Source organism: Buchnera aphidicola (Hyperomyzus lactucae), from assembly GCF_005081705.1.
Lineage (GTDB): Bacteria > Pseudomonadota > Gammaproteobacteria > Enterobacterales > Enterobacteriaceae > Buchnera > Buchnera aphidicola_Y.
Window position 1 is genome coordinate 333,694 of sequence record NZ_CP034876.1, and the last position, 25,108, is coordinate 358,801.

Genomic DNA, 25,108 nt, shown 5'->3' on the forward strand with positions numbered 1-25,108 from the left:
TCACAAAATATTATTTTTGAAGATTTAATATAACAATTTTTTAAAAAAGAAAATTATGAAAAAAAATAAAATAGAACATTGGTTAAATTCTTCTTGGCTATCTGGAAACAATCAAAACTACATAGAAAATATATATAAAAAATTTTTAATAGATCCTCAATCTATTGATAATACATGGCATGAAATATTTTTAGAAATATCTCAAGATAGAAAAAATTTTTACGGAACAAACTGCATTAAAAAAAATACCGGATCAATAATAAACAAAATTAATTATATTATTAATGCATTTCGTACAGAAGGTTATAAACAGTCTTTGACTGATCCCTTGAAAATAGAAAAATACGAGAAAATTCAGAATTTACAACTATCATCTTATGATTTTACAGAAGAAGAAATAAAAGAAAACATTGAAATTAGTTTTAAAAATTGTAGTAATTTTAAGACTAATATCATGGATTTATACAATATATTATATAAAAAATATTGTGGTTTTATTGGTTTTGAATATATGTATATAGATAATATATCAGAAAAAGAATGGATTTCAAATTATATAGAATCTATTTTTGAAGATAATTTATTTAATACACAAGAAAAAATAACTTTTTTACAAGAAATTACTTTTGCTGAAATTTTAGAACAATATCTTGGAAAAAAATTTCCTGGTGCTAAGCGTTTTTCTTTAGAAGGTGCCGAGATATTAATTCCAATACTTCATGAAGCAATAAGATTTTCAAAAAAAAATAACATATCAGAAATAATATTAGGTATGGCTCATAGAGGAAGATTGAATGTACTTGTTAACGTTTTAAATAAAAGTCCTCAAATTTTATTTGACGAATTTTTAGGCGTCAATGTTTCTCATAAAACAAGCGGTGATGTCAAATATCACATGGGAGGCACTGCGGAAATTAAAGATAAAAAAAAAATAAAACTAAAAATGGCATGTAATCCATCTCATTTAGAAATAATTACTCCTGTTATCTTGGGAATGGCTAGAGCTTCTCTTGATAATCTGAAGAAAATTGATAGTGAAATCTTACCTATTAGTATTCATGGGGATGCTTCTGTAATTGGTCAAGGTGTAGTTCAAGAAACACTAAACATGTCTCAAACACCAGGTTATAAAGTAGGAGGTACTGTTCATATTGTCATTAATAACCAAATTGGTTTTACTACTTCACATCCACAAAATCTTCGTTCTAGCAAGTATTGTACCGACATTGCAAAAATGATTCAAGTACCTATTTTTCATGTTAATGCAGACAACGTAGAATCATCTATTTTTGCTATGCAATTAGCCCTTCATTTTAGAAAAAAATTTAAAAAAGATGTTTTTATAGATTTAGTCTGTTATAGACGTAATGGACATAATGAAGTAGATGAACCATCAGTTACACAACCAGTTATGTATAAAAAGATAAAAAATCATCTGACTATTAGAAAAATATATTCTGATTTATTAATATCTAAAAAATTAATTACACCTCAGCACAACGAAGAAATTATTAATAAATATTCTTCTAAATTACAAACAGGTCAACATATTTTTTCAAGGGATAAAAAAATAAAATTTTTATATGAAAATGAAAATATTATTTTAGAACAAAAACATACAAAAAATATGAATATCTCTACATTAAAAAATTTATCTTTATTAATCAATACCATTCCTGATTCAATAAAAATACATCATCGAGTTAAAAAAATTTATCAAGAAAGATTGGAAATGGGTCAGGGATTAAAATTATTTGATTGGGGTGCAGCTGAAACATTATCTTATGCTACAATTATGAAAGAAGGAATTTCTTGTCGTATTTCTGGAGAAGACGTTAGTAGGGGAACTTTTTTTCATCGTCATGCTTTCGTTCATAATCAAATTGATGGTTCTATTTATACCCCTTTAAATAATATTAACAAACACCAAGGAACATTTCAAATATGGGATTCTGTATTATCAGAAGAAGCAGTGCTAGCTTTTGAATATGGATATTCTTTATTCCCATCTAATACACTGACTATTTGGGAAGCTCAATTTGGAGATTTTGCCAATGGTGCCCAAATAGTTATTGATCAATTTATCAGTTCTGGTGAACAAAAATGGAATACAAAATCTAATTTAGTTATATTTTTACCTCATGGTTATGAAGGACAAGGACCTGAACACTCTTCTTCTAGAATAGAAAGATTTCTTCAACTGTGTGCAGAAGAAAATATGAAAATATGTATACCTACTAATTCAGCGCAAATATTTCATATTTTAAGACAACACGTTTTTGATAAGATCTATAAACCATTAATTGTTTTTACCCCAAAATCTCTTTTAAGAAATCCTATGGCCAGTGCTTCTTTAAATGTTTTAGTGAATGGTAAATTTGAAAAAATAATAGATGAAGTAGATAATTTTACAAAAAAAGCAACACGTCTTATTTTTTGTTCTGGTAAAATTTATTACGATTTATTACAGAATCGTCGTAAAAATCATATCGATGATATTATTTTAATTCGGATTGAACAATTATATCCTTTCCCTAAACATGAAATAGAAAAAATTTTACAGAATTATTCCTATATAAAAGATTTTATTTGGTGTCAAGAAGAACCTTACAATCAAGGAGCATGGCTTTACATCAAGAATTATTTAAATAATATATTACCAAGAAATATTTCATTAAAATACATTGGTCGTAAGTGTTCAGCTTCACCTGCAGTCGGGCATATTTCTATCCACAAACAACAACAAGAAAAAATAATTCATAATGCGTTAAATATTAATTAAACAACACAGGATAAAGAATGAAAACGATTAATATTCTTGTTCCAGATTTGCCAGAATCTATTAGTAATGCGACAGTTGTAAAATGGCATAAAAAAATAGGAGAAATAGTTTATTCTGATGATAATATAGTTGATATTGAAACAGACAAAGTAATGTTAGAAGTAACATCTCCCTGTGACGGAATTTTACAATTAATTATAGAAAAAGAAGGTAATATAGTTATATCTCAGCAAATACTTGGTCAAATAAATAAAAATGAGATTGTTGATAATGATATGCCTGAAAATCTTATTGAAAAACAAAAAAAAGATCTATCAAAAGAAAATGAAGAAATTTTTCTACAAGAACATATAAAATATTTAACTCCATCTGTAAGACGATTAATTAAAATCAATAAAACTCACAAAAATAATTATAATAAAAAAATAATTATGCAAAATAAAACAAATAGTGAAAGTTTTACACAAACAATTAAACAAGAATCAAACACAAATTTAAAAAGTGATGATACTGTACATACCAACAACAAGTTCGAAAAAAGAGTCAAGATGACTCGATTAAGACAAAGAATTGCAGAACGATTACTAGATAGTAAAAATAATACAGCTATGCTAACTACTTTCAATGAAGTAAATATGCAACCAATAATACTATTGCGTAAAAAATACGGTGAAGATTTTGAAAAAAAATATGGTGTGCGAATCGGATTTATGTCTTTTTTTGTAAAAGCAGTAGTTCAAGCCTTAAAAATATTTCCACAAATTAATGCTTCTATAGATGAAACAGATATAGTATTTTATAAAAATTTTGATATAAGCATTGCTATTTCAACACCGAGGGGATTAATAACACCAGTATTAAGAAATGCCGATAATATGACAATGTCAGAAATAGAAAAAAAAATTAAAGAGTTTTCTATTAAAGGATTTGAAAATAAAATTAATATGAAAGAATTAATAGGTGGTAATTTCACGATTACTAATGGTGGTGTTTTTGGATCTTTAATGTCTACTCCTATTATCAACCCCCCTCAAACAGCTATATTAGGTATGCATATTATACAAGAACGTACAATAGTAGTGCAAGGAAAAATTAAAATCCTTCCAATGATGTATTTAGCATTATCTTATGATCACCGCTTAATTGATGGTAAAGAATCAGTTAGTTTTTTGATAACCATCAAAAATATATTAGAAGATTTTACTCGTATTTTAATTGATATATAAAAAAAGAAATTTTTTTATTAAAAAATAATTAATATTAAAAATTAATAATTTTATAAACATATATTACAAGAGAAAAAATGAAAATTAATAAAGTAGTTTTAATCAGACACGGTCAAAGTGAGTGGAATGAATTAAATAGATTTACTGGATGGCATGATGCTGAATTATCTCACAAGGGAAAAGATGAAGCAAAATCTGCTGCTCGTCTTTTAAAAAAAGAAAAATTTTTTTTTGACTATGCTTATACGTCTGTATTAAAAAGAGCAATACATACCTTACAACATGTTATAGACGAATTAAACCAGTCCTGGTTATCAATAAAAAAATCTTGGCGTTTAAATGAAAGACATTATGGTGCATTAGAAGGATTAAATAAGAATGAAGTAATAGAAAAATATGGAGAAGAAAAAGTCATGCTGTGGAGAAGAAGTTTTAATATTACTCCTCCTCAAATTAGTATGAAAGATAAACGTTTTCCAGGATATGATATGCGCTACTCTCATTTGAATACTAATGAGATTCCTCTAGGAGAAAGCTTGGAAACAACTGCAATAAGAGTAATACCTTATTGGAATAAAATTATTTATCCACAATTAAAGAAAAACAAAAAAATACTTATTGTTGCACATGGAAATTCCTTACGTGCTTTAATACAATATTTACATAAAATAGAAAATGACAAAATTGTAGAACTCAACATTCCAACTGCAACACCTATTATTGTAGATTTCGATGAACAAAACAATCCCGTTAAATGGTATTATTTAAAATAATTTTGTTAAGAATTATTTTTCTCATTTTACAATCCTCTAAACTTCAATACTAAATTTATATAGTTAATCTAGAATTATATTTGTAAAAATTATTAATTAATAGCAAATAAATCAAAGTCAAAAAATAAGAGGTTTTAGTGATTAAAAAAATTGGAGTTTTAACCAGCGGTGGAGATGCTCCAGGAATGAATGCGGCAATTAGAGGAGTAGTTAGAACAGCGCTGAGTGAAAAATTAGAAGTTTTTGGTATTTATGATGGATTTTTAGGTTTATACGAAAATCGTATGGTACAGCTTGATAGATACAGTGTATCTGATATGATCAACAGAGGCGGGACATTTTTAGGATCAGCTAGATTTTATGATTTTCATAAAGATAAAATACGTTCTATTGCAGTTAAAAATTTAAGAAAGAGAAATATAAATGCTCTTGTTGTCATTGGAGGTGATGGATCTTATATAGGTGCACAGAAATTAACGGAAATGGGGATTCCTTGCATTAGTATTCCTGGTACTATAGACAATGATGTAGCAGGTACTGATTATACAATAGGTTATTTTACAGCTCTACAAACAGTTGTTGAAGCAATTGATCGATTACGAGACACTTCCTCTTCTCATCAGCGTATTTCTATAGTAGAAGTTATGGGAAGATATTGTGGAGATTTAACATTAGCTGCAGCTATTGCTGGTGGATGTGAATTCATTGTATTACCAGAGATTCATTATACTAAAGAAGAACTAGTTCTTGAAATACAAGCAGGTATTGCTAAAGGCAAAAAACATGCTATTGTAGCAATCACAGAATACATTTGTGATGTAGAAAAATTAGCGCAATATATCGAAAAAAAAACAAACCGGGAAACTCGAGCAACTATTCTTGGACATATTCAAAGAGGAGGAGCACCTGTAGTATACGATCGTATATTAGCTTCAAGACTTGGTGCGTATGCAGTGGAGTTGTTAATAAAAGGTTATTTAGGTAAATGTGTCGGAGTACAAAATGAAAAAATGGTTTTTAATGATATAAAAAACGCATTAAAAAATATGAAACGTCCTTTTAAAAAAGATTGGTTAATTACTGCGAAAAAGTTATACTAATATAATATTAGTGCCGGTATTTCCGGCGCTCTCTAAGCTTTTAACTTGATCTTATTTTTCAAAAAAAGTCATACAGGTTTTGCAAAAATGAAAACTTTAAAAAAAAAAATATCATAAAACAATGTTTTTTTGAGTTTTTTGGTACAGGTTTAATAATATTTTTTGGTATAGGATGTTTAGCTGCTTCAAAACTAACAAATATTAATTTTAATCCATTTGAAACCAGTTGTATTTGGGGGTTAGCAGTATCTATATCAATTTATTTTAGTTCTTCAATATCTGGAGCTCATTTAAATCCAGCCGTTACTATTTTCTTGTGGTTATCTTCTAACTTTAACAAAAGTAAAGTTTTACCATATATCATATCTCAAATTTTTGGTTCTTTTTTTTTTACAATACTAATTTACTTTCTTTATTATGATGTATTAATTGAGTTTGAAAAAAAACATAATATTATAAGAGGAACACAAGAAAGTCTTAATTTAGCTTCTATATTTTGTGTTTATCCTAACTATCAAAATAGCTTTGTGTATGATTTGATTATAGAAATATTTTCAACTGCTTTATTTATGATCATTCTTTTAGAATTTAATAATAAGAAAAATAATTTTTTTTTATATCATAGTTCTATAGTACCTATTTTAATAGGAGCATTAGTTTGTATGATCAATTTAGTTATTACTCCTTTAAATAATATAAGTTTAAATCCAGCTCGTGATTTGGGTCCTAAAATATTTTTAAGTATAACTGGATGGGGGTTTTTTTCTTTTACTGGAGGAAATAAAAACTTTTTATATTGCTTAATTCCTTTAATAGGTCCTATTTTAGGTGCTAATTTAGGAGGTTGGATACACAAAAAGATTCTTGTTAAGAATTTTTTTGATAAAAATAAATAATATTTTTATTCTCCAGTAATGTGACAAGCTATTCTTATGATTTTAAGAAATTCTTGAGGATTTAAAGATGCACTACCGATTAATAAACCGTTTATATCTGACTGTTTAAGAAATTCTTTTGCATTAGAATGATTAACCGAACCTCCATATTGAACTATTGTTTCGTTTATACTACTAGGATCATGTTTTCTTATGTAATTTTTTATGAATTCATGTATTAATTGCACATCTTTAGGATGAGCTGAAAAACCTGTTCCGATAGCCCAAATAGGTTCGTAAGCAATTACTGTATTTCTAAATGCTGAATTTCCTAACTTTTGAAAAATACAACTGAGTTGTTCTTTAATAACTTGTTTTGTTTGACCATTTTGCTTTTCCTTTTCTGTTTCTCCTACACATAAAATAGGTATTAATTTTAATTTTTTAACTAAAAGAAATTTTTTTGCAATAAAATCATTAGTTTCCTGGTGAAATAAACGTCTTTCAGAATGTCCAATAATAATATATTTTACACCAATATCTTTTAGCATCAAAATAGAACTTTCTCCAGTAAATGCTCCTTTAAGATTAATATCTACATTTTGTGCAGCAAGAAAAATATTCATATCATTAATACATTGATATACTCTTTCTAAATACACATCAGATGGAGCAAAAACAATCGTACTTTTGTTTGCATAAGCAGATAAATTTAATTTTAACGTTTCAAAAAAACTAGAAATCATCTTGATATTTCCATTTAATTTCCAATTAGCAACAATTAAAAAATTTTTCATTATTTTACCTCAATTTTGTTAAAATTATAGAAACTAAGCTTTTTTATAAAAAATTATATAGACACTTAGTTTCTACATGATAAAAAGAACATTAAAATATACTATTTGTATATATTTGTTCGATTACGTAATTGTTTTCCTGGTTTAAAATAAGGTATATATTTCTCATTTAATTTTAATGTTCTTCCAGTTTTTGGATTGCGACCAATACGAGAAGAACGATAATGTAAAGAAAAACTACCAAATCCTCGAATTTCGATTCTTTGTCCTTTAGCTAATGACATTGTCATATGTTCTAACATTTCTTTTATAGCAAGTTCTATTGTTTTATTTGAAGTATGAATACTCTTTTCAGCAATTCTTTCGAATAGTTCTGATTTAGTCATAAATCCTCTATAATCCACAGATCTTAAAAGTTTATTAATTCATATCATAAAGAATTAATTTTATAAGTAAAACATATTTATTTTATAAAATAATTATTCAGTATTTTGAGCGGCTTTAAAAGCTTCTGCCATGACGTTAGAGAACGTATCATCATTTGTTTTATTAGATAAAATTACTGTATCTTTTTTTTCTTTTTCATCTGGAATATGAATAATAAGATAAATTGTTCTATTTTTACGATCAAAACTAGATAACTTAACTAAAATTTCTTCTTCGATTTTTAATTTTTTAATTGTTTCTTCATAGTCTAAACGTGAAATATCAGATAATTTTACAATACCTTCTATATCTTCTTGTAATTTTATTACTGCTTGTTTTTTATCAAAAGATTTAATTTTTCCAGTAATAATTGTACCTTTTTTATGATTTGTAATATATATCATAAAAGGATCATCTTCTAGTTGTTTTATTCCTAAAGATATGCGTTCTCTTTCTGCATCTACTTGAAGAACTACAGCGGAAATCTCATCACCTTTTTTATATTGCTTAACAGCTTCTTCTCCAGGTATTTTCCAAGAAATATCGGACAGATGAACCAATCCGTCAATGCCTCCATGTAAACCAATAAAAATACCAAAATCTGTAATAGATTTTATTTTTCCAGCAACATGAATTCCTTTTTTGTGAGTTTCAGAAAACTCTTTCCATGGATTAGTTTTACATTGTTTAAGACCAAGAGAAATTCGACGACGTTCTTCATCAATATCTAAAACCATCACCTCAACTTTGTCATTAACAACTACTACTTTAGATGGGTGAATATTTTTATTAGTCCAATCCATTTCCGATACATGTACAAGACCTTCCACTCCTTCTTCTATTTCTACAAAACAACCATAATCTGTTAAATTAGTTACACGTCCGTTTAATTTAGTTCCTTCTGGATAACGTTTAGAAATAGCTATCCATGGATCTTCTCCTAATTGTTTCAATCCTAATGATACACGTGTTCGTTCTCTATCAAATTTTAAAATTTTAATATTAATTTCATCGCCTACATTTACTATTTCACTTGGATGTTTAACTCTTTTCCAAGCCATATCTGTAATGTGTAATAGACCGTCTACACCCCCTAAATCTACAAAAGCTCCATAATCTGTTAGATTTTTCACAATCCCTTGAACATGCATGCCTTCCTGTAAATTTTCTAGTAATTGATCTCTTTCGGCACTATTTTCTGATTCAATAACTGCTCGACGTGATACAACAACATTATTTCGTTTTTGATCTAATTTTATTACTTTAAATTCTAGTTCTTTTCCTTCAAGATGAATTGTTTCTCGAACTGGGCGAATATCTACTAAAGAACCTGGTAAAAATGCACGTATATCATTTAGTTCAACAGTAAAACCTCCTTTTACTTTACCGTTAATCACACCAATAACTGTTTCTGATTTTTCATGAGCTTGTTCTAATATCAACCATGCTTCATGACGTTTTGCTTTTTCACGAGATAACAGTGTTTCACCAAATCCATCTTCAATAGCATCTAAAGCAACATCAATTTGATCTCCTACATTAACATCTAAAAATCCTTGAGAATTTTTAAATTGTTCAGCAGGAATTGAAGATTCAGATTTGAGACCTGCATCAACTAAAACTATATCTTTTTCTATAGAAACAATTGTACCGCGAATAATTGAGCCTGGACGAGTTTTAATTTCTTTTAGTGATTCTTCAAATAATTGAGCGAAAGATTCATTCATATTAATAATATTAGAAATATTTATTTAGTGTTCATTTTTACTTCATGTTAAAATGATCTTGTTTTATATGTCTTATAATAATCCTTATTAAAGAGTATAATTTTAAAAAGTTAAATTAATTTCAATCATATTTTAATTTTTTCAATAATATATTCCATCACAGTTTTAGTAATTTCTGATATACTCATATGAGTAGAATCTAATATTATAGCATTTTTTGGTACGCATAAAGGAGAAATTAAACGATTTTGATCACGTTCATCACGATTCTTCATTTTTATTAACAATTTTTCAAAACTAACATGATAATTATACTTATGTAATTGTGACATTCTTCTTTTTGTACGTATTTCTAAAGAAGCATTCAAAAAAAATTTAAGTATAGCATTAGGAAAGACTACAGTACCCATATCACGTCCTTCTGCTACTAAACCAGGCCAACTTCTTAGTAATCTTTGTTCTTTTAATAAAATTTTTCTAATGCTAGGATAAGTAGCTAACTGAGAAGAAACTTCACTAATTTTTTCAACATCTATTAACTGATGAAGATAGTCGATACTTTTTTTTTTATTAATGAAAAATTTAAATTTTCTATAAAACAAGTTATGTTTTTTTCAAAAATAGGAATATTATTATATAATGCTAAAAAAGCCACTAATCGATAAATTTTTCCTGATTCTAATATAGACCAATGTAATTTATTTGCTATTATTTTAGATAGAGTACTTTTTCCAACACCACTAGGACCATCAATAGTAATAACAGGAGGTTTATTTATCATATTTTATCTTTGATATTTAAGAATACTTTATTAAAAAATTATGCCAATCAATCAGATTGACTAATAGACGAAAAAACTTTAAAATAAGACGGAAAAGTTTTTGAAGTACAATCTGGATTGAGTATATTTATACCAGTTCCAGATAAAGACACCAGTGAAAAACACATAGCTATACGATGATCATCATACGTTTCAATACTAGAATGTTTAAAAATAGTAGGGGGAGTAATAGATAAAAAATCTTTTCCCTCTTCAACTATAGCACCAATTTTTCTTAATTCTATAGCCATTGCTGTTAGACGATCAGTTTCTTTCACTCTCCAATTATATATATTTCTAATAATGGTGGTTCCTTTTGAAAAAAGAGCTACAATTGCAATTGTCATTGCCGTATCAGGAATATGATTCATATCTAAATCTATTGCATTTAATTGATTACGAGTACAAGTTATAGAATGATCTCCCCAACTAATTATTGCTCCCATTTTTTCTAATACATTTGCAAATTGTATATCACCTTGAATACTCTTTTTACCAACACCAATAACTTTAATTGAACCACCTTTGATAGCAGCAGCCGCTAAAAAATAAGAAGCTGATGAAGCATCTCCTTCAATTATATATTCCCCGGGAGTTTTATACTGTTGTTGACCCTTTATATAGAAAATTTCATAAGAATTATGTTTAATTTTTATTCCAAAAGATTGCATTAACTTTAATGTAATATCAACATACGGTTTAGAAACTAAATTTCCTTTTATAAAAATAGTTGTATCTTTTAAAGCAAGTGGAGAACTAATTAATAATGATGTTAAAAATTGACTAGAAATATTACCATTTAATATAATAGAACCACCAACAAAACCACCTCTGGTACGTATCGGCGGATATCCTTTATTTTTTTCATATTCTATAACTGCACCTCCTTGCTTTAATGCATCAACGAGATCTTCAATAGGTCTTTCATGCATTCTCTCATTTCCACTTAATATAATATTATTTTTATGTAAAGATAAAGCAGCAAGAAGAGGTCTCATAGCAGTACCTGCATTGCCTAAAAATAATGAAACAGTTTTAGACAAATGAAAAGATTGACCTATACCTTCAACATAACATTTTGTTTTATCATTTGATAAAGAATAATTAATTCCTAATTTTTTTAAAGCATTTAACATATGTTGAGTATCATGACTATCTAATAAATTACTTAAAAATGTTGTTCCTTTTGCCATTGCAGAAATTAATAAAATTCGATTTGAAATGCTTTTTGAACCAGGTAAATAAACAGTTCCATTAACATAAGATATCGGTTTTAAATTAAAAGAATCTTGCATAATAAATATACACTCTATCTAATTAAAGTTGAAATAGTATTTAGAAAATAAATTAGAGGTAATTTATCCGTATCTATTTTCAAAATATGACATAAATTTTACTAAAGATTTTATTCCTTCTAATGGCATGGCGTTATAAATAGAGGCACGCATACCACCTACTAGACTATGTCCTCTTAAAGAAGTCAAACCTAATTCAAAAGCTTCTTGTAAAAAAATATTATTTAATTTAGGCTCAATTAAATGAAATACAACATTCATCTGTGATCTATTTTTCTTGTCTATTCTGTTGATATAAAAATCACTATTATCAATTTTTTTATACAATAAATCTGATTTTTCTTGATTCAATATTTCAATTTTTTTTAAACCACCTTGCTTTTTTAACCATTTAAAAACTAATCCTGATAAATACCAAGCAAATGTAGGGGGTGTATTAAACATAGAATTATGTTCTGATATTTTTTTATAATCTAAAATAGAAGGGGATATTTTAGAATAATATTCTATTAATGTTTTTCGAATAATAATTATTGTTATACCTGCTGGACCAATATTCTTTTGAGCACCCGCATAAATTAGATCATAATTTTCAATATTAATTGAACGAGACAAAATAAAAGATGAAAAATCTCCAATAACTATTTTGTTATCGAAAACAGGTTCTTGATAGATAGATAGTCCTTCTATTGTTTCATTGGGGCAATAATGAATATATGCTGAATTTTTATTAATATTCCATTCTTCAATAGGTAAAAGAGATATTTTCTCATTTATCATTTTTGTAATAAATATAGACTTAGGCCTGCAATATTTTTTAGCTTCTATTAATGCGCAATTTGACCAATATCCACTATTTATATAGTCTGGGATTTTTGAATCATTACCTAATAAATTCATAGGAACAGCAGAAAATTGTCCTCTAGCACCACCTTGACAAAATAATACTGTAAAGGAATCTGGAATCATTAATAAATCTCTCAAGTCTTTTTCTGCTTCTAAAGCAACTTGAATAAACTCATCACTACGATGACTAATTTCCATAATAGACGAACCTGATTGATTCCAATTTTTTAGTTCTTTTTTTGCTTGTTGAAGAACATCTTTTGGAATCATAGCTGGACCAGCACTAAAATTGTAAACTACGTTCATTGTTTCTCACCAATTATCGTTTAGAATTATATTTATAATTAGTTTATAAATTCTAAACCTCGCATATATTTTTTTTGAAGAATTTTAGGAATTTCTACACGACCATCAGAATGTTGATAATTTTCTAAAATTGCTGCTAGCGTTCTACCTATTGCCAATCCAGATCCATTTAGCGTATGTACAAAATAATTTTTTTGTTCAGATTTTTTTCGATAACGAGTTTTCATACGACGAGCTTGAAAATCACTCATATTAGAACAAGAAGAAATTTCTCTATATTTTTCTTGAGCAGGAAACCAAACTTCTAAATCATAAGTTTTGACGGAAGCAAAACCCATTTCTCCTCCACATAAGAGTATTTTTCTATATGGTAGTTCTAAGAGTTGTAGTACTTTTTCAGCATGATTTGTCAATTTTTCTAAAGTTTCCATAGATTTATCTGGTGTAACAATTTGCACTAATTCTACTTTGTCAAATTGATGTAATCGAATCAATCCTTTTACATCACGTCCATAAGAAGATGCTTCTGAACGAAAACAAGGCGTATGTGCAGTTAACATAATAGGTAAATCTTTTTCTTCTATTATTTTGTTACAAACTAAATTAGTTAATGGTACTTCTCCAGTAGGAATTAATATATAATCGTGTTTATTCATAATATTTATATGAAATAAATCATCACTAAATTTAGGTAATTGTCCAGTTCCATATAAAGCTTGAGGATGAACTAAATAAGGTACATAAGATTCTATATAACCATGATTGATAGTGTGCAAATCTAACATAAATTGACTTAATGCACGGTGTAAAAGAGCGATATTACCTTTCATAACAACAAATCTTGATCCCGAGATTTGTACGGAAGATTTCCAATCTAATTCATTGAATTTTTTTCCTATTTCTACATGATTTTGAATTACAAAGTCATACTTTCTTTTTTTACCCCAATATTTAATTTCTTTATTATGACTTGATTTGTTTCCTTCAGGAACATCATCAGAAGGAATATTAGGTATACACATAGAAAAACGATAAATTTTTTCTTGTAAAGAACTAAGTTCAAGTTTAGAAGCTTGTAAATCTTTTCCTAATTGTATAACTTGGTTTTTCAAATATGCAGTTTTTTTCTTAATATTTTTTGCATCTCTAACTAAATTTGATAAAGAATTGTGTTTATATTGTAAATTTTCAGTATGAATTTGTAGTTTTTTACGTTTATCTTCCATAGAAGAAATAGCGGAAACATCTAATTCATAACCCTTTTTCAATAATTTTGCAGCTGTTGAATATAATTCATTTCGTAATAAATAAGGATTTAACATGGTATTTTTCTTTTTTTTTAATTATTTATGAATGTTTTAATTTCATAAAATATATAAAAATTGTTAATTTTATTAAATATTTATAAATATATAATATTTTTAATAATTGATTGCATTCAGTATATAATAGATTTGTGTATTTTTAATACTATACTTAATACGTAAAAAGATATTTGATATAATTCAATTGAATATATAAAGTAAAGTTATAAAATTTAATTATTATAAATAATAACTCATTTTTTTATTCATCACATAATTTTTTATATGTAAAATATTAATAATTAATTATCATATGATATATATTTTTTTTAATAGAATAAATTAACTTCGAAGGAATTAAATATGCGTACTATTGAACATAGAAAGGTAATTATTTTAGGTTCTGGACCTGCAGGATATACTGCAGCGATATATTCTTCAAGAGCTAATTTAAAGCCTCTTTTAATTACGGGAATAAATCCAGGAGGACAGTTGATGAATACTAATGAAATTGAAAATTGGCCTGCAGATATGAATCAAATAAGTGGTAAAGAATTAATGAATCGTATGCATAAACATGCAGTAAAATTTAACACTGAAGTTATATCTGATAATATCACTTGTGTAAATTTCAAAAAAAAACCTTTTTTTTTAGAAGGAGAAAATAATCAATATACTACTGATTCAGTTATTATTGCTACTGGTGCAAACCCTCGTTATTTAGGATTAGAATCAGAAAATACTTTTAAAGGAAAAGGTGTTTCAACATGTGCTGTTTGCGATGGTTTTTTTTATAAGAACCAAGAAGTAGCGGTTGTAGGTGGTGGAAATACTGCTATAGAAGAAACATTATATTTGTCTAATTTTGTTGAAAAAATATATCTCATACATCGTAGAAACAAATTTAACGCTGAGAAAATTTTACTTGATAGATTAAGAAAAAAAATACAAAGCAAAAAAGTGGTACTTTATTTGAATTCTACTGTAAAAAATATATTAGGTAATTCTTCTGGTGTAACATCTGTATTAATTAATCAAAAAAATCCCGAAGAAGAAAAATTATTTCAAATAAACATTTCTGGGATCTTTATTGCCATTGGATATACGCCTAATACAAATATATTTGTTAATCAGTTAGAAATGACAGATAATTATATTAAAGTTATGCGGGGAATGCACGGAAATTACACTCAAACAAGTATTCCCGGTATATTTGCGGCAGGAGACGTAATAGATCATGTTTATAGACAAGCAATTACATCATCTGCTAGTGGTTGTATGGCTGCATTAGATAGTGAACGGTATCTTAATTCTTTAATATAGAAAAATTATATTTAAAAAACATAAATAGATTGTAGATCATACTAGTCAAAATGACTAGTATCTGGTATAATAGAGCATTTTAACATCATATTTAAAAAAAATATCTAAAAATGAGAAAAAAATGGCAAAAGAAGAAAATATTGAAATGCAAGGAGTAGTAATAGATACACTACCCAATACCATGTTTCGTGTAGAATTAGAAAATAAACATATTATTACTGCACATATCTCAGGAAAAATGAGAAAAAATTATATTAGAATATTAACCGGTGATAAAGTTACTGTAGAGTTAACACCATATGATTTGACTAAAGGTAGAATTATTTTTAGAAGTCGTTAGTTATAATATTTTAAATAAAATATTAATTAAAATTAACCATACAAAATATCAAAAATCAATCAATTATTTTATAAAAAAATAAAATTCACTCCCTCAAAACTTATCTATGTATTTAAAAAATCTATTAATAAAAAATCATTAAAAATAATTTTTTTGTTATGAAAATAAAAAATTTAAAGAGAATTTATGCGTACTGAATATTGTGGAAACATTAGAATAATACATTTAAAAAAAACAGTTAAACTATGTGGTTGGGTGCATAAAGTAAGAAATTTTGGTCAGTTTATTTTTATAGACATGAGAGATTTTACTGGTCTTGTTCAAATTATCTTTGAATTAAAAAATAATATAATTTTTAAAAATGCTTTAAATTTAAGGAATGAATTTTGTATTCAAATTTCCGGTATTGTACAGAAAAGAGAAGAAAAAAATATAAACATAAAAATGAGAACAGGAGAAATAGAGATTTTAGCATCTTCATTAAATATTTTAAATATTTCTAAATCCTTACCATTAAATCATACTAATCATAGTAACGAGGACTCAAGATTAAAATATCGATATTTAGATTTACGTCGTTTTAATATTTTAGAAAATCTTAAAATAAGAAACAAAATTACTTATTTAATACGAACTTTTATGACAAAGAAACATTTTCTAGATATCGAAACTCCTATTCTCACAAAATCCACACCGGAAGGTGCTAGAGACTATTTAGTACCTAGTCGTAACCATCATGGAAAATTTTATGCATTACCTCAGTCCCCTCAATTATTTAAGCAAATATTAATGATTGCCGGTATTGATAGATACTATCAAATAGTAAAATGTTTTCGTGATGAGGATTTACGATCAGACCGGCAACCAGAATTTACACAAATTGATATTGAAGTTTCATTTATGAGTTCTGATAAAATTCGCAATTTAACAGAAAAACTTATAAAAAAAATTTGGTTTAAAATACTAAATATTAGACTAAGAAAATTCCCAAAAATATCTTTTCATGAATCAATAAAAAGATACGGATCAGATAAACCTGATCTAAGGAATCCAATAGAAATTATTGATGTACATGAAATATTTAAAAATAAAAAATGTACATTATTTTTTAATATCAATTCTAAAAAAAACAATCGAATAGCATTATTATGTATTCCAGGGGGTGCAAATCTCAGTCTAAAAAAAATTGATTCTTATACTGAATATGTAAAACAATATGGTTCTAAAAAATTATTTTATATAAAAATAATACAATTTAATGTTACATCTAAAAATATTCGTAGCTCAATGAAAAAGATATTAGATGAAAAAATTTTAGAAAAAATACTCAAAAAAAGCAATGCCAAAAAAGATGATATAATTTTTTTAATTGCTGATGAAGAACATATTGTTAATAAATCGCTTGGTATGTTGCGCTTAAAAATAGGTGATGATCTTAATATTACTCAAAAAAATACTTGGAAACCAATTTGGATAGTTAATTTTCCTATGTTTCATAAAGACGTTAAAGGAAATTTTTCTTCCGTTCATCATCCATTTACTGCTATAAAAAAAATGGATGAAAAAAAATTACGAGATTCACCTGATCTCGCTATTTCAGATAGTTATGATCTTATAATCAACGGTTATGAGATCGGTGGTGGTTCAGTACGTATTCACGATTCAAAAATACAAAAAAAAGTATTTGATATTATTGGAATGAAAAAATTAATACAAAATGAAAAATTTGGTTTTTTAATAGAAGCATTACAATATGGTGCTCCTCCACATGCAGGAATAGCTTTAGGATTAGATAGAATCGTCATGCTTTTAACTAACAGCCAGAGTATTAGAGACGTTATTGCTTTTCCTAAAACAACATCTGCAGCTTGTTTGATGACAAATTCCCCTAGTATTTCAGATAATTTAACATTACAAGAATTAGGTATTAAAATTATAAAAAATAAAAAATAAAATATTTTATTTTTGATAAAAATATTTTTTAATATTACTTAACACACAAAGAAAAGAAGAGCACAATACAATAGATGGACTAGCTGGAGTATTATAAAAAATAGATAAAAATATTCCTCCTGTAACAGATATAATACTCACTATTATAGCAATAATAACCATTTTTTCCGGAGAACCTGAAAAATGTTGTGCAGTTGCAGGTGGAATAATTAATAAAGAAGTGATCAATAATGCACCCACAAACCTAATAGCTATAGAAATAGTTAAAGCACTCATCAACATTATAGTTAAACGGGCATAAAAAAGATTTACTCCGTCTATTTGAGCTAATTCTTCATTAATAGTTGCTGATAAAATATGATTCCAACGAAAAAACAAAATACTCAGTATTATTATACTACTTATCACAATAACAATTAAATCAGATTTTTGTACGGATAATAAATTACCAAATAAATAATTAGTAATATCTATTTGTTGTTTAGTAGACATTAAGCTAATTAAAACTATTCCCAATGATAATGTACTATGTGACGTTATACTTAAAATAGTATTTAGTGAACAAGGTAATAATTCTTCTAACCAGGCTATAACAAATGCAATTAAACTCATCAAACAAATCAGAACATAAATAGAACTAACATTCAAGACGACAGATATGGCTATTCCTAATAGAGAAGAATGTGATAAAGTATCACCAAAAGAAGACATCCGACGCCAAACTATAAATGAACCCAATGGTCCAGTTATTAAAGATATTATAACACCTGCTAACCATCCTGAGAAAACTAGTTCAAACATAAAAATCACTCTATTAATAATATTAATATATTTTTTAAAAATCGTGTGTATGATTATGATTATGATAATAAATAGCCATTTCTTTTACACGTTGCAATCCAAATATAGAAATAAATTCCGCATTATTATAAACAGTTTCTGGAGCGCCAGAACAACAAATATGATTATTCAAACAAATTACCTCATCTGTCTTTGCCATTACAAAATTTAAATCGTGAGAAACCATTAAAACAGAACATTTTAATTCATATCGAATTTGATTAATCAATTCATATAAAGCAAGTTGTCCCATTATATCAACTCCCTGTGTAGGTTCATCTAAAACAAGAAGATTCGGATCATGCAATAAGGCTCTAGCTAACAGAATTCTCTGCATTTCTCCACCAGATAATTTTTGCAACTGAGAATCTTTTAAAGATTCCGCTTTTACACGTTTTAATATTTTTGATATTTTTATGTCATCTGTTCTTTTAGATAATTTCATGAATCGTTCTACTGTGATCGGTAATAATGTATTAAGAGATAATTTTTGCGGTACATAACCAATAGACAATTTACAAGAACGAACAATTGTACCAGTATTAGGTTTTATTAATCCCAAAATAATACGTACTAAAGTAGATTTACCAGCTCCATTGGGTCCGATTAAAGTAAGAACACGATTAGGAATTAAAGATAATGATATGTTAGAAAGGATAGAGCGATTAGAAAAATTTACATAAACATTTTTTAATTGAATGAATTTTAACATATCTTAATAAATCATTTTTTTTAGTTCCTATATTATAGGATATATTTTTTCAGATGAACATCAATATTATATTAAAAAAAAGTAAAAAATTCTAATTTTATTATTCTAATAAGAAATTAAAGTGAATTTTTTAAGTAAATAATAAATTTTTATCAAAAAAAATATTTTAAAAAAATATAGGAGATTGATAAAATGATTCTTTTTTTAATTAATATTAAAACAATATTTAGTTGTTTATCAGGCTCTAAATAACTCTTTTATTACACAAATTAAATGAAAGTTTTTTTAAATAAAATAGAATTGAGTTTAAAATACTTATAGAGCTATACAAATAATTATATAAATAATATTACAGATTATAGTCGTTTCGTTCGCACTGGAGAAAAAATCAATGAAGTTAACTATGAGAACTGAAATAGAAAATCTTTAATTTTTATAAAAAAATATTTATCTAGCAAAGTTCTGTTGTTTTTTAAAGTATATAGTAACCACGTTTAAATAAATCTTAAATCAATAGTATGATTAAAATAATGCAATGACCAGTAGATTTTTATCAATTTTAAATAAGAAGTGATTTTAATTTATTTATTCACATAATTTATTAAATAATAATTTTTACAACATCAATGTTTTTAGTAAAAAATGAATGTATTTATTGTTTGTTTTTCAAACAAAATAGAATTTCTTCTTCATTTTATTTACATTATCTTAATCTTAGTAACGCATTTCTTAACACTTAATTTATAAATAGATTTAGTTATTTCTAAAAGTATTTTTTATGTAGCTAATAGTAATAGTAAAATCATTAAAGAACATCTTAATAAAATATCTAGTTTTTAGATTATATATAAACAAATAAGTATGAATACAAAACTCGATATACATCAAAAAATTTTAATAAAGATACATGAAAAATTTAAAATAAAAGAAAAAATTACTTAACCGGGTAATACCAGATATACTGATAAATGATATTTATACTATAAAATCTGGATTAATAATTATTCTATTAATGTATCAATATAAAATCATATCGTTTCTATGCTAGTATCAATAAAAAATTGAATTTTAATGCAAGTTATATGACTTTTAAAATTCTACTAGTATTAGTTTTACCTATTTTACCCATAATATCACCTTGAGTTATAATAACTAAATCACCAGTATATAAAAAACCTTTTTTACACAAGAGATCAATTGCTTCATTAGCGGCTTGAAAACCATTATTTTCGCTATCGAAATATATGGGAGTAACGCCTCTGTAAAGCGCTGCTAAATTTAAAGTTTTCTTATGTTTTGATAAAGCAAAAATAGGTAATCCAGATGTAATTCTAGATGTCATAAGTGCAGTTTTTCCTGATTCAGTCATTGTAACAATCGCGGTAATTCCTTTTAAATGATTAGCAACATACATGGCAGACATTGCAATTGCTTCTTCAATATCATTAAATTTTGCATTAAGACGATGTCTAGAAACGTTAATACTTGGTACTTTTTCTGCTCCTTGACAAATTTTTGCCATTTTTATAACAGTTTCAGATGGATATTTACCAGATGCAGTTTCAGCTGAAAGCATAACTGCATCACTACCATCTAAAACAGCATTAGCTACATCCATAACTTCCGCACGAGTAGGTGATGGATTTAAAATCATTGATTCCATCATTTGTGTTGCAGTAATAACTATTCTATTTAATTGTCTAGCAGTTCTGATTAATTTTTTTTGAATACCGGCAAGTTCAGAATCACCTATTTCTACGCCCAAGTCTCCTCTAGCTATCATAATTGCATCTGATGCTAATATTATATCTTCTATAGTATTTTGATTTATCACGGCTTCTGCACGTTCTATTTTTGCTACTATTTTAGCATTACTTCCAGATTTTTCAGCTAATTTTCTTGCTTTTTTTAAATCATCACTACATCTTGGGAACGATACTGCTAAATAATCTACATTGATTTCAGCTGCTAGTATTATATCTTTTTTATCTTTTTCAGTTAATGCATTTGCAGATAACCCACCACCTAATTTATTAATACCTTTATTATTAGAAAGAATCCCTCCTATAACCACTCTCGTAAATATTTCATGATGAGTAACTTGTATAACTCTTAACTGTACTCTTCCATCATCTAATAATAGTATATCATCCACTTTGAGATCATATGGTAATTTTTTATAATCAATACCTACTCTATCTTGATTTCCATCATTTTCTTCTAACAGAGCATCTAAGATAAAAAAATCATTTATATTTAAAAAAATACTATTTTTTCTAAATCTAGAAATTCGAATTTTAGGACCTTGTAAATCACCAAGTAATGCAATATGACAATTTAAATTTCTCATGATTATTTTTGCTTTTTTGGCTCTTGATCTATGTTCGTTTGCTGAACCATGAGAAAAATTTAATCGCAAAACATTTACTCCAGAACGAATTATTTTTTCGAGATTATCATTTGCATCTGTAGAAGGTCCTAAAGTAGCTACAATTTTTGTTCTTCTTAATCGATTTAACATAAAAAATACCTTTTTAAAAATTTTTTAAAATTGTTTTTTAAAATAAATATTAGTTTAATTGCGGGAAATATTTATTTAACTTTATTAAGTTATTTAGTAAAATCAATAAAAATAATTTAACTAATCAAATAGTATATTATAAAAAAACAAAAATCTGTAATAATAGTATGATTTTTATAAAATAAAAATTTTGTGTGTAAAGTATTTATTTTATATATAAATTTTAAAAAAGAGAAAATTATGATCACAGAAACAAATCAAGCTTGCGATTTAGTAATTTTTGGAGCAAAAGGAGATTTAACGAAAAGAAAATTGTTACCTGCTTTATATAGATTAGAAAAATCTAAAAAAATACACAAAGATACACGTATAATTTTTTCAGGTCGTGCTAATTGGAGTACTAAAGACTATATAATAGTAGCAAAAACAGCAATAAAAAATTTTTTAAATGAAGAAATTGATAGTGTTATTTGGAAAAAATTTGTTTCACGTTTACATTTTTGTAATATTGATTTTTGTGAATTACTACATTTTTTTCGATTAAAAGAAATATTACAGAAAAAAAAAAATATCATTATTTATTATTGTGCAGTTCCTCCTAATACATTAAATGCTATTTTTACAGGTTTAGGAAATGCAAATTTAAATGTAATTCCAGCACGTATAGTTTTAGAAAAACCATTAGGAATTTGTTTAGAAACGTCAAAAAAAATTAATAATCAAATTTCTAAATATTTTCTAGAATCACAAATTTTTCGTATTGATCATTATCTAGGAAAAGAATCTATACTTAATCTTCTCGCTTTACGTTTTGCTAATTCATTTTTTTTTCATAACTGGGACAATAAAATTATTGATCATATTCAGATTACTGTATCCGAAGAAGTGGGAATTGAAGGTCGTTGGAATTACTTTGATCAAATGGGACAAATGAGAGATATGGTGCAAAATCATCTTTTGCAAATACTAACCATTCTTGCCATGGATCAACCGAAAAATATTACATCTGAAAGTATCCAATATGAAAAAGTAAAAATACTACGTTCTCTTAATCCAATTGACATTAATAATGTTCATAAAACAACTGTTCGAGGACAATATTGTTCTGGAATGATCAAAGGGAAACAAGTACCGTCTTATTTAGAAGAATATGGTGCGAATAAAAATAGTAATACTGAAACTTTTGTTGCTATTAAAGTTTATATTAATAATCAAAAATGGTTTGGTATTCCATTTTATCTGAGAACAGGAAAACGTTTAGCACAAAAATATTCTGAAATAGTAGTTTTTTTTAAGAAAGTACCTATAAATTTATTTAAAAATTCAAATTTAGAATTATCACAAAACAAGCTAATCATACGTTTAGAACCAAATACAAATATTAAATTTAATATTTTCAATAAAACACCGGGATTAGACAGAGAATATCAACTAGAAAATTCTCAATTAGAATCTATTCATTTGTATAAAAAATATTCTAAAAATTTAATTGATGCTTATGAAAGATTATTATTAGAGAGTATGAGAGGCGTAAAATCATTATTTGTATGTCGTGATGAAGTGGAAGCAGCATGGAAGTGGATAGATCCGATTATAGATGGATGGAAAAAAATGAAAAATAATACTCCTGAATTATATATATCAGGAACTTGGGGACCAAAAAATTCAGATTTACTACTTGCTCGTAATAATCATTTTTGGCATAAATTTAATTAAAAATAATTTTAAAAAATTGATCTGTCTTGACTTGATTCAGTCAACTATGTTAGCTTAAAAATTAATGTTTTAATATTCATCAAAATAAAAAATAATATAGAAATTGATATATTAAAAAAATTTAAAAATATTTACTTTTATAATAAATATTAAATTATTAGTTTAATAAATATTTATTTTGCTAAGCGAGGAAGATAATATCTCATGATACGTATTATTCTTTTCTTATTAACTAATTTAGCAGTTATGTTAATATTTAGTCTGATTCTTAATCTTACAGGTATTCAGTCTAATAATATTTATAGTTTATTAATTATGTCGAGTTTATTTGGTTTTAGTGGTTCTATTTTATCATTAATTCTATCAAAATGGATCGCATTAAGATCTGTAAATGGAAAAATTATCACTCATCCTCGGAATGAAATGGAAAATTGGCTAATAGATACTATTCGCGAACAATCTATTAAAAAAGGCATTATTATGCCTCAAATAGCAATATATCATGCACCTGATATTAATGCATTTGCAACAGGTGCGCGTCGTAATTCTGCTCTAATTGCTATTTCCACGGGACTATTGGAAAATATGACTCGTCATGAAGCAGAAGCTGTAATTGCACATGAAATCAGTCATATTTCCAATGGTGATATGATCACTATGACATTAGTTCAAGGTGTCGTTAATACTTTCGTTATTTTCATATCTCGTGTTCTTTCACAAATAATTAGCAGTACAATATCAAGCAATCGAAATGAAAATAATGTAGAAGAACGAAATCCTTTTCTATATTTTTTAATTTCTACATTCTTAGAGTTAATTTTTGGTGTTTTAGCTAGTATTATTACCATGTGGTTTTCTAGACATCGTGAATTTTATGCTGATGCTAGCTCTGCAAAATTAGTAGGTCGTGAAAAAATGATTTCTGCATTAAATCGTTTAAAAACAAGTCATGAACCTCAAGAATCTGATAGTATGATTGCATTTTGCATTCATGGAAAATCTAATTCTTTTCTAAAATTATTTGCATCTCATCCAACTCTAGAAAAAAGAATTCAAGCACTATATAAAAAAGAATATATGTAGTAAAAACATACTTCTCTTAATAGAAAAATATTTACCATCTTTCTATTAAGAGAACAAAAAAACATATAAAAGTATTTTTTTAGAATATTAATTTAAACTTGTTTTTTTATATAAAAATGTTATTATATGAAAATATTATGCTTTTTATTATTGAATTTTAATTATTAATTAAATATTTAAGTAAAACAAGCTACAATTCTGTTTATGCATAGAATCTTAAAGTTAAAAAAGTTTAGAGTAAAGACGTTGACACAACTTCTCTTGCCAAATCTTAAATTCATGCCTCATACAGTAATGTTATTGTTTTCTCCATAAATTAGCATTAAGACTAATAAATATTCCT

Annotated in this window: 19 protein-coding genes and 1 pseudogene; 10 read left to right on the forward strand and 10 right to left on the reverse strand. The window is 26.3% G+C overall.

Annotated features, from left to right (window positions below; translation table 11 throughout):
- Window positions 1–55 precede the first annotated feature (55 nt).
- From D9V68_RS01540 to D9V68_RS01560, 5 genes are all read left to right on the forward strand, one after another.
- Complete coding sequence (locus D9V68_RS01540; RefSeq protein WP_158357671.1) at window positions 56–2,782, forward strand: 2-oxoglutarate dehydrogenase E1 component; 2,727 nt, start codon at window positions 56–58, stop codon at window positions 2,780–2,782.
- A gap of 17 nt (window positions 2,783–2,799) precedes the next feature.
- Window positions 2,800–4,008 carry a dihydrolipoyllysine-residue succinyltransferase gene (sucB, locus tag D9V68_RS01545; RefSeq protein ID WP_158357673.1) on the forward strand — a complete coding sequence of 403 codons (1,209 nt, stop codon included), beginning with the start codon at window positions 2,800–2,802 and terminating at the stop codon, window positions 4,006–4,008.
- Window positions 4,009–4,085: 77 nt separating this feature from the next.
- Entirely contained in the window at window positions 4,086–4,781 is a 696-nt protein-coding gene (gene gpmA, locus D9V68_RS01550; RefSeq protein WP_158357675.1) for a 2,3-diphosphoglycerate-dependent phosphoglycerate mutase, read from the forward strand.
- A 137-nt stretch (window positions 4,782–4,918) separates the two neighbouring features.
- Window positions 4,919–5,881 (forward strand): 6-phosphofructokinase, encoded by a 963-nt coding sequence (pfkA, locus tag D9V68_RS01555; protein ID WP_158357677.1) that lies wholly within the window; start codon window positions 4,919–4,921, stop codon window positions 5,879–5,881.
- Window positions 5,882–5,934: 53 nt separating this feature from the next.
- Complete coding sequence (locus tag D9V68_RS01560; protein ID WP_158357679.1) at window positions 5,935–6,777, forward strand: MIP/aquaporin family protein; 843 nt, start codon at window positions 5,935–5,937, stop codon at window positions 6,775–6,777.
- A 5-nt stretch (window positions 6,778–6,782) separates the two neighbouring features.
- Here the strand turns inward: D9V68_RS01560 and tpiA are convergent, their stop codons facing one another.
- The 7 genes and pseudogenes from tpiA to serS all read right to left on the reverse strand — a co-directional run bounded on the left by tpiA (window position 6,783) and on the right by serS (window position 14,295).
- Window positions 6,783–7,553 carry a triose-phosphate isomerase gene (gene tpiA, locus D9V68_RS01565; protein ID WP_158357681.1) on the reverse strand — a complete coding sequence of 257 codons (771 nt, stop codon included), beginning with the start codon at window positions 7,551–7,553 and terminating at the stop codon, window positions 6,783–6,785.
- A 101-nt stretch (window positions 7,554–7,654) separates the two neighbouring features.
- Window positions 7,655–7,957, reverse strand: a complete 303-nt coding sequence (gene ihfB, locus D9V68_RS01570) for an integration host factor subunit beta (protein ID WP_261979573.1) — start codon at window positions 7,955–7,957, stop codon at window positions 7,655–7,657.
- Between the two features lie 75 nt (window positions 7,958–8,032).
- On the reverse strand, window positions 8,033–9,706 hold the full coding sequence (gene rpsA / locus D9V68_RS01575) for a 30S ribosomal protein S1 (RefSeq protein WP_158357685.1): 1,674 nt from the start codon (window positions 9,704–9,706) through the stop codon (window positions 8,033–8,035).
- A 125-nt stretch (window positions 9,707–9,831) separates the two neighbouring features.
- A pseudogene (gene cmk, locus D9V68_RS01580) lies at window positions 9,832–10,487 on the reverse strand ((d)CMP kinase).
- A gap of 47 nt (window positions 10,488–10,534) precedes the next feature.
- Entirely contained in the window at window positions 10,535–11,821 is a 1,287-nt protein-coding gene (aroA, locus tag D9V68_RS01590) for a 3-phosphoshikimate 1-carboxyvinyltransferase (protein ID WP_158357691.1), read from the reverse strand.
- 63 nt (window positions 11,822–11,884) lie between these two features.
- Entirely contained in the window at window positions 11,885–12,973 is a 1,089-nt protein-coding gene (serC, locus tag D9V68_RS01595) for a 3-phosphoserine/phosphohydroxythreonine transaminase (RefSeq protein WP_158357693.1), read from the reverse strand.
- 38 nt (window positions 12,974–13,011) lie between these two features.
- Complete coding sequence (serS, locus tag D9V68_RS01600; protein WP_158357695.1) at window positions 13,012–14,295, reverse strand: serine--tRNA ligase; 1,284 nt, start codon at window positions 14,293–14,295, stop codon at window positions 13,012–13,014.
- A 345-nt stretch (window positions 14,296–14,640) separates the two neighbouring features.
- Between serS and trxB the strand changes: the two genes are divergently transcribed.
- The 3 genes from trxB to aspS all read left to right on the forward strand — a co-directional run bounded on the left by trxB (window position 14,641) and on the right by aspS (window position 17,893).
- Window positions 14,641–15,600, forward strand: a complete 960-nt coding sequence (gene trxB, locus D9V68_RS01605; protein ID WP_158357697.1) for a thioredoxin-disulfide reductase — start codon at window positions 14,641–14,643, stop codon at window positions 15,598–15,600.
- Between the two features lie 121 nt (window positions 15,601–15,721).
- On the forward strand, window positions 15,722–15,940 hold the full coding sequence (gene infA / locus D9V68_RS01610; protein ID WP_158357699.1) for a translation initiation factor IF-1: 219 nt from the start codon (window positions 15,722–15,724) through the stop codon (window positions 15,938–15,940).
- A gap of 186 nt (window positions 15,941–16,126) precedes the next feature.
- Entirely contained in the window at window positions 16,127–17,893 is a 1,767-nt protein-coding gene (gene aspS / locus D9V68_RS01615) for an aspartate--tRNA ligase (protein WP_158357701.1), read from the forward strand.
- A gap of 6 nt (window positions 17,894–17,899) precedes the next feature.
- Here the strand turns inward: aspS and znuB are convergent, their stop codons facing one another.
- The 3 genes from znuB to pyk form a co-directional block, all read right to left on the reverse strand.
- Complete coding sequence (gene znuB / locus D9V68_RS01620) at window positions 17,900–18,694, reverse strand: zinc ABC transporter permease subunit ZnuB (RefSeq protein WP_158357703.1); 795 nt, start codon at window positions 18,692–18,694, stop codon at window positions 17,900–17,902.
- A gap of 34 nt (window positions 18,695–18,728) precedes the next feature.
- A complete protein-coding gene (znuC, locus tag D9V68_RS01625) occupies window positions 18,729–19,445 on the reverse strand; it encodes a zinc ABC transporter ATP-binding protein ZnuC (protein ID WP_158357705.1) in 717 nt (238 codons plus the stop codon).
- A 1,078-nt stretch (window positions 19,446–20,523) separates the two neighbouring features.
- Window positions 20,524–21,966, reverse strand: coding sequence for a pyruvate kinase (pyk, locus tag D9V68_RS01630; protein WP_158357707.1), 1,443 nt, complete (start codon window positions 21,964–21,966; stop codon window positions 20,524–20,526).
- Between the two features lie 240 nt (window positions 21,967–22,206).
- Between pyk and zwf the strand changes: the two genes are divergently transcribed.
- Both zwf and htpX read left to right on the forward strand, forming a co-directional pair.
- Entirely contained in the window at window positions 22,207–23,682 is a 1,476-nt protein-coding gene (zwf, locus tag D9V68_RS01635; RefSeq protein WP_158357709.1) for a glucose-6-phosphate dehydrogenase, read from the forward strand.
- Between the two features lie 204 nt (window positions 23,683–23,886).
- Window positions 23,887–24,765: a protease HtpX gene (htpX, locus tag D9V68_RS01640; protein ID WP_158357711.1), complete on the forward strand. Its 879-nt coding sequence runs from the start codon at window positions 23,887–23,889 to the stop codon at window positions 24,763–24,765.
- The last annotated feature ends 343 nt before the right edge of the window (window positions 24,766–25,108 follow it).

Bases quoted from the DNA above. Each gene is read 5' to 3' on its own strand.
- htpX (WP_158357711.1), top strand. From the start codon at position 23,887: ATGATACGTATTATTCTTTTCTTATTAACTAATTTAGCAGTTATGTTA.
- aroA (WP_158357691.1), bottom strand. From the start codon at position 11,821: ATGCAAGATTCTTTTAATTTAAAACCGATATCTTATGTTAATGGAACT.
- aspS (WP_158357701.1), top strand. From the start codon at position 16,127: ATGCGTACTGAATATTGTGGAAACATTAGAATAATACATTTAAAAAAA.
- znuC (WP_158357705.1), bottom strand. From the start codon at position 19,445: ATGTTAAAATTCATTCAATTAAAAAATGTTTATGTAAATTTTTCTAAT.
- serC (WP_158357693.1), bottom strand. From the start codon at position 12,973: ATGAACGTAGTTTACAATTTTAGTGCTGGTCCAGCTATGATTCCAAAA.
- D9V68_RS01540 (WP_158357671.1), top strand. From the start codon at position 56: ATGAAAAAAAATAAAATAGAACATTGGTTAAATTCTTCTTGGCTATCT.
- pyk (WP_158357707.1), bottom strand. From the start codon at position 21,966: ATGTTAAATCGATTAAGAAGAACAAAAATTGTAGCTACTTTAGGACCT.
- rpsA (WP_158357685.1), bottom strand. From the start codon at position 9,706: ATGAATGAATCTTTCGCTCAATTATTTGAAGAATCACTAAAAGAAATT.
- zwf (WP_158357709.1), top strand. From the start codon at position 22,207: ATGATCACAGAAACAAATCAAGCTTGCGATTTAGTAATTTTTGGAGCA.
- znuB (WP_158357703.1), bottom strand. From the start codon at position 18,694: ATGTTTGAACTAGTTTTCTCAGGATGGTTAGCAGGTGTTATAATATCT.
- gpmA (WP_158357675.1), top strand. From the start codon at position 4,086: ATGAAAATTAATAAAGTAGTTTTAATCAGACACGGTCAAAGTGAGTGG.
- tpiA (WP_158357681.1), bottom strand. From the start codon at position 7,553: ATGAAAAATTTTTTAATTGTTGCTAATTGGAAATTAAATGGAAATATC.
- sucB (WP_158357673.1), top strand. From the start codon at position 2,800: ATGAAAACGATTAATATTCTTGTTCCAGATTTGCCAGAATCTATTAGT.
- infA (WP_158357699.1), top strand. From the start codon at position 15,722: ATGGCAAAAGAAGAAAATATTGAAATGCAAGGAGTAGTAATAGATACA.
- trxB (WP_158357697.1), top strand. From the start codon at position 14,641: ATGCGTACTATTGAACATAGAAAGGTAATTATTTTAGGTTCTGGACCT.
- serS (WP_158357695.1), bottom strand. From the start codon at position 14,295: ATGTTAAATCCTTATTTATTACGAAATGAATTATATTCAACAGCTGCA.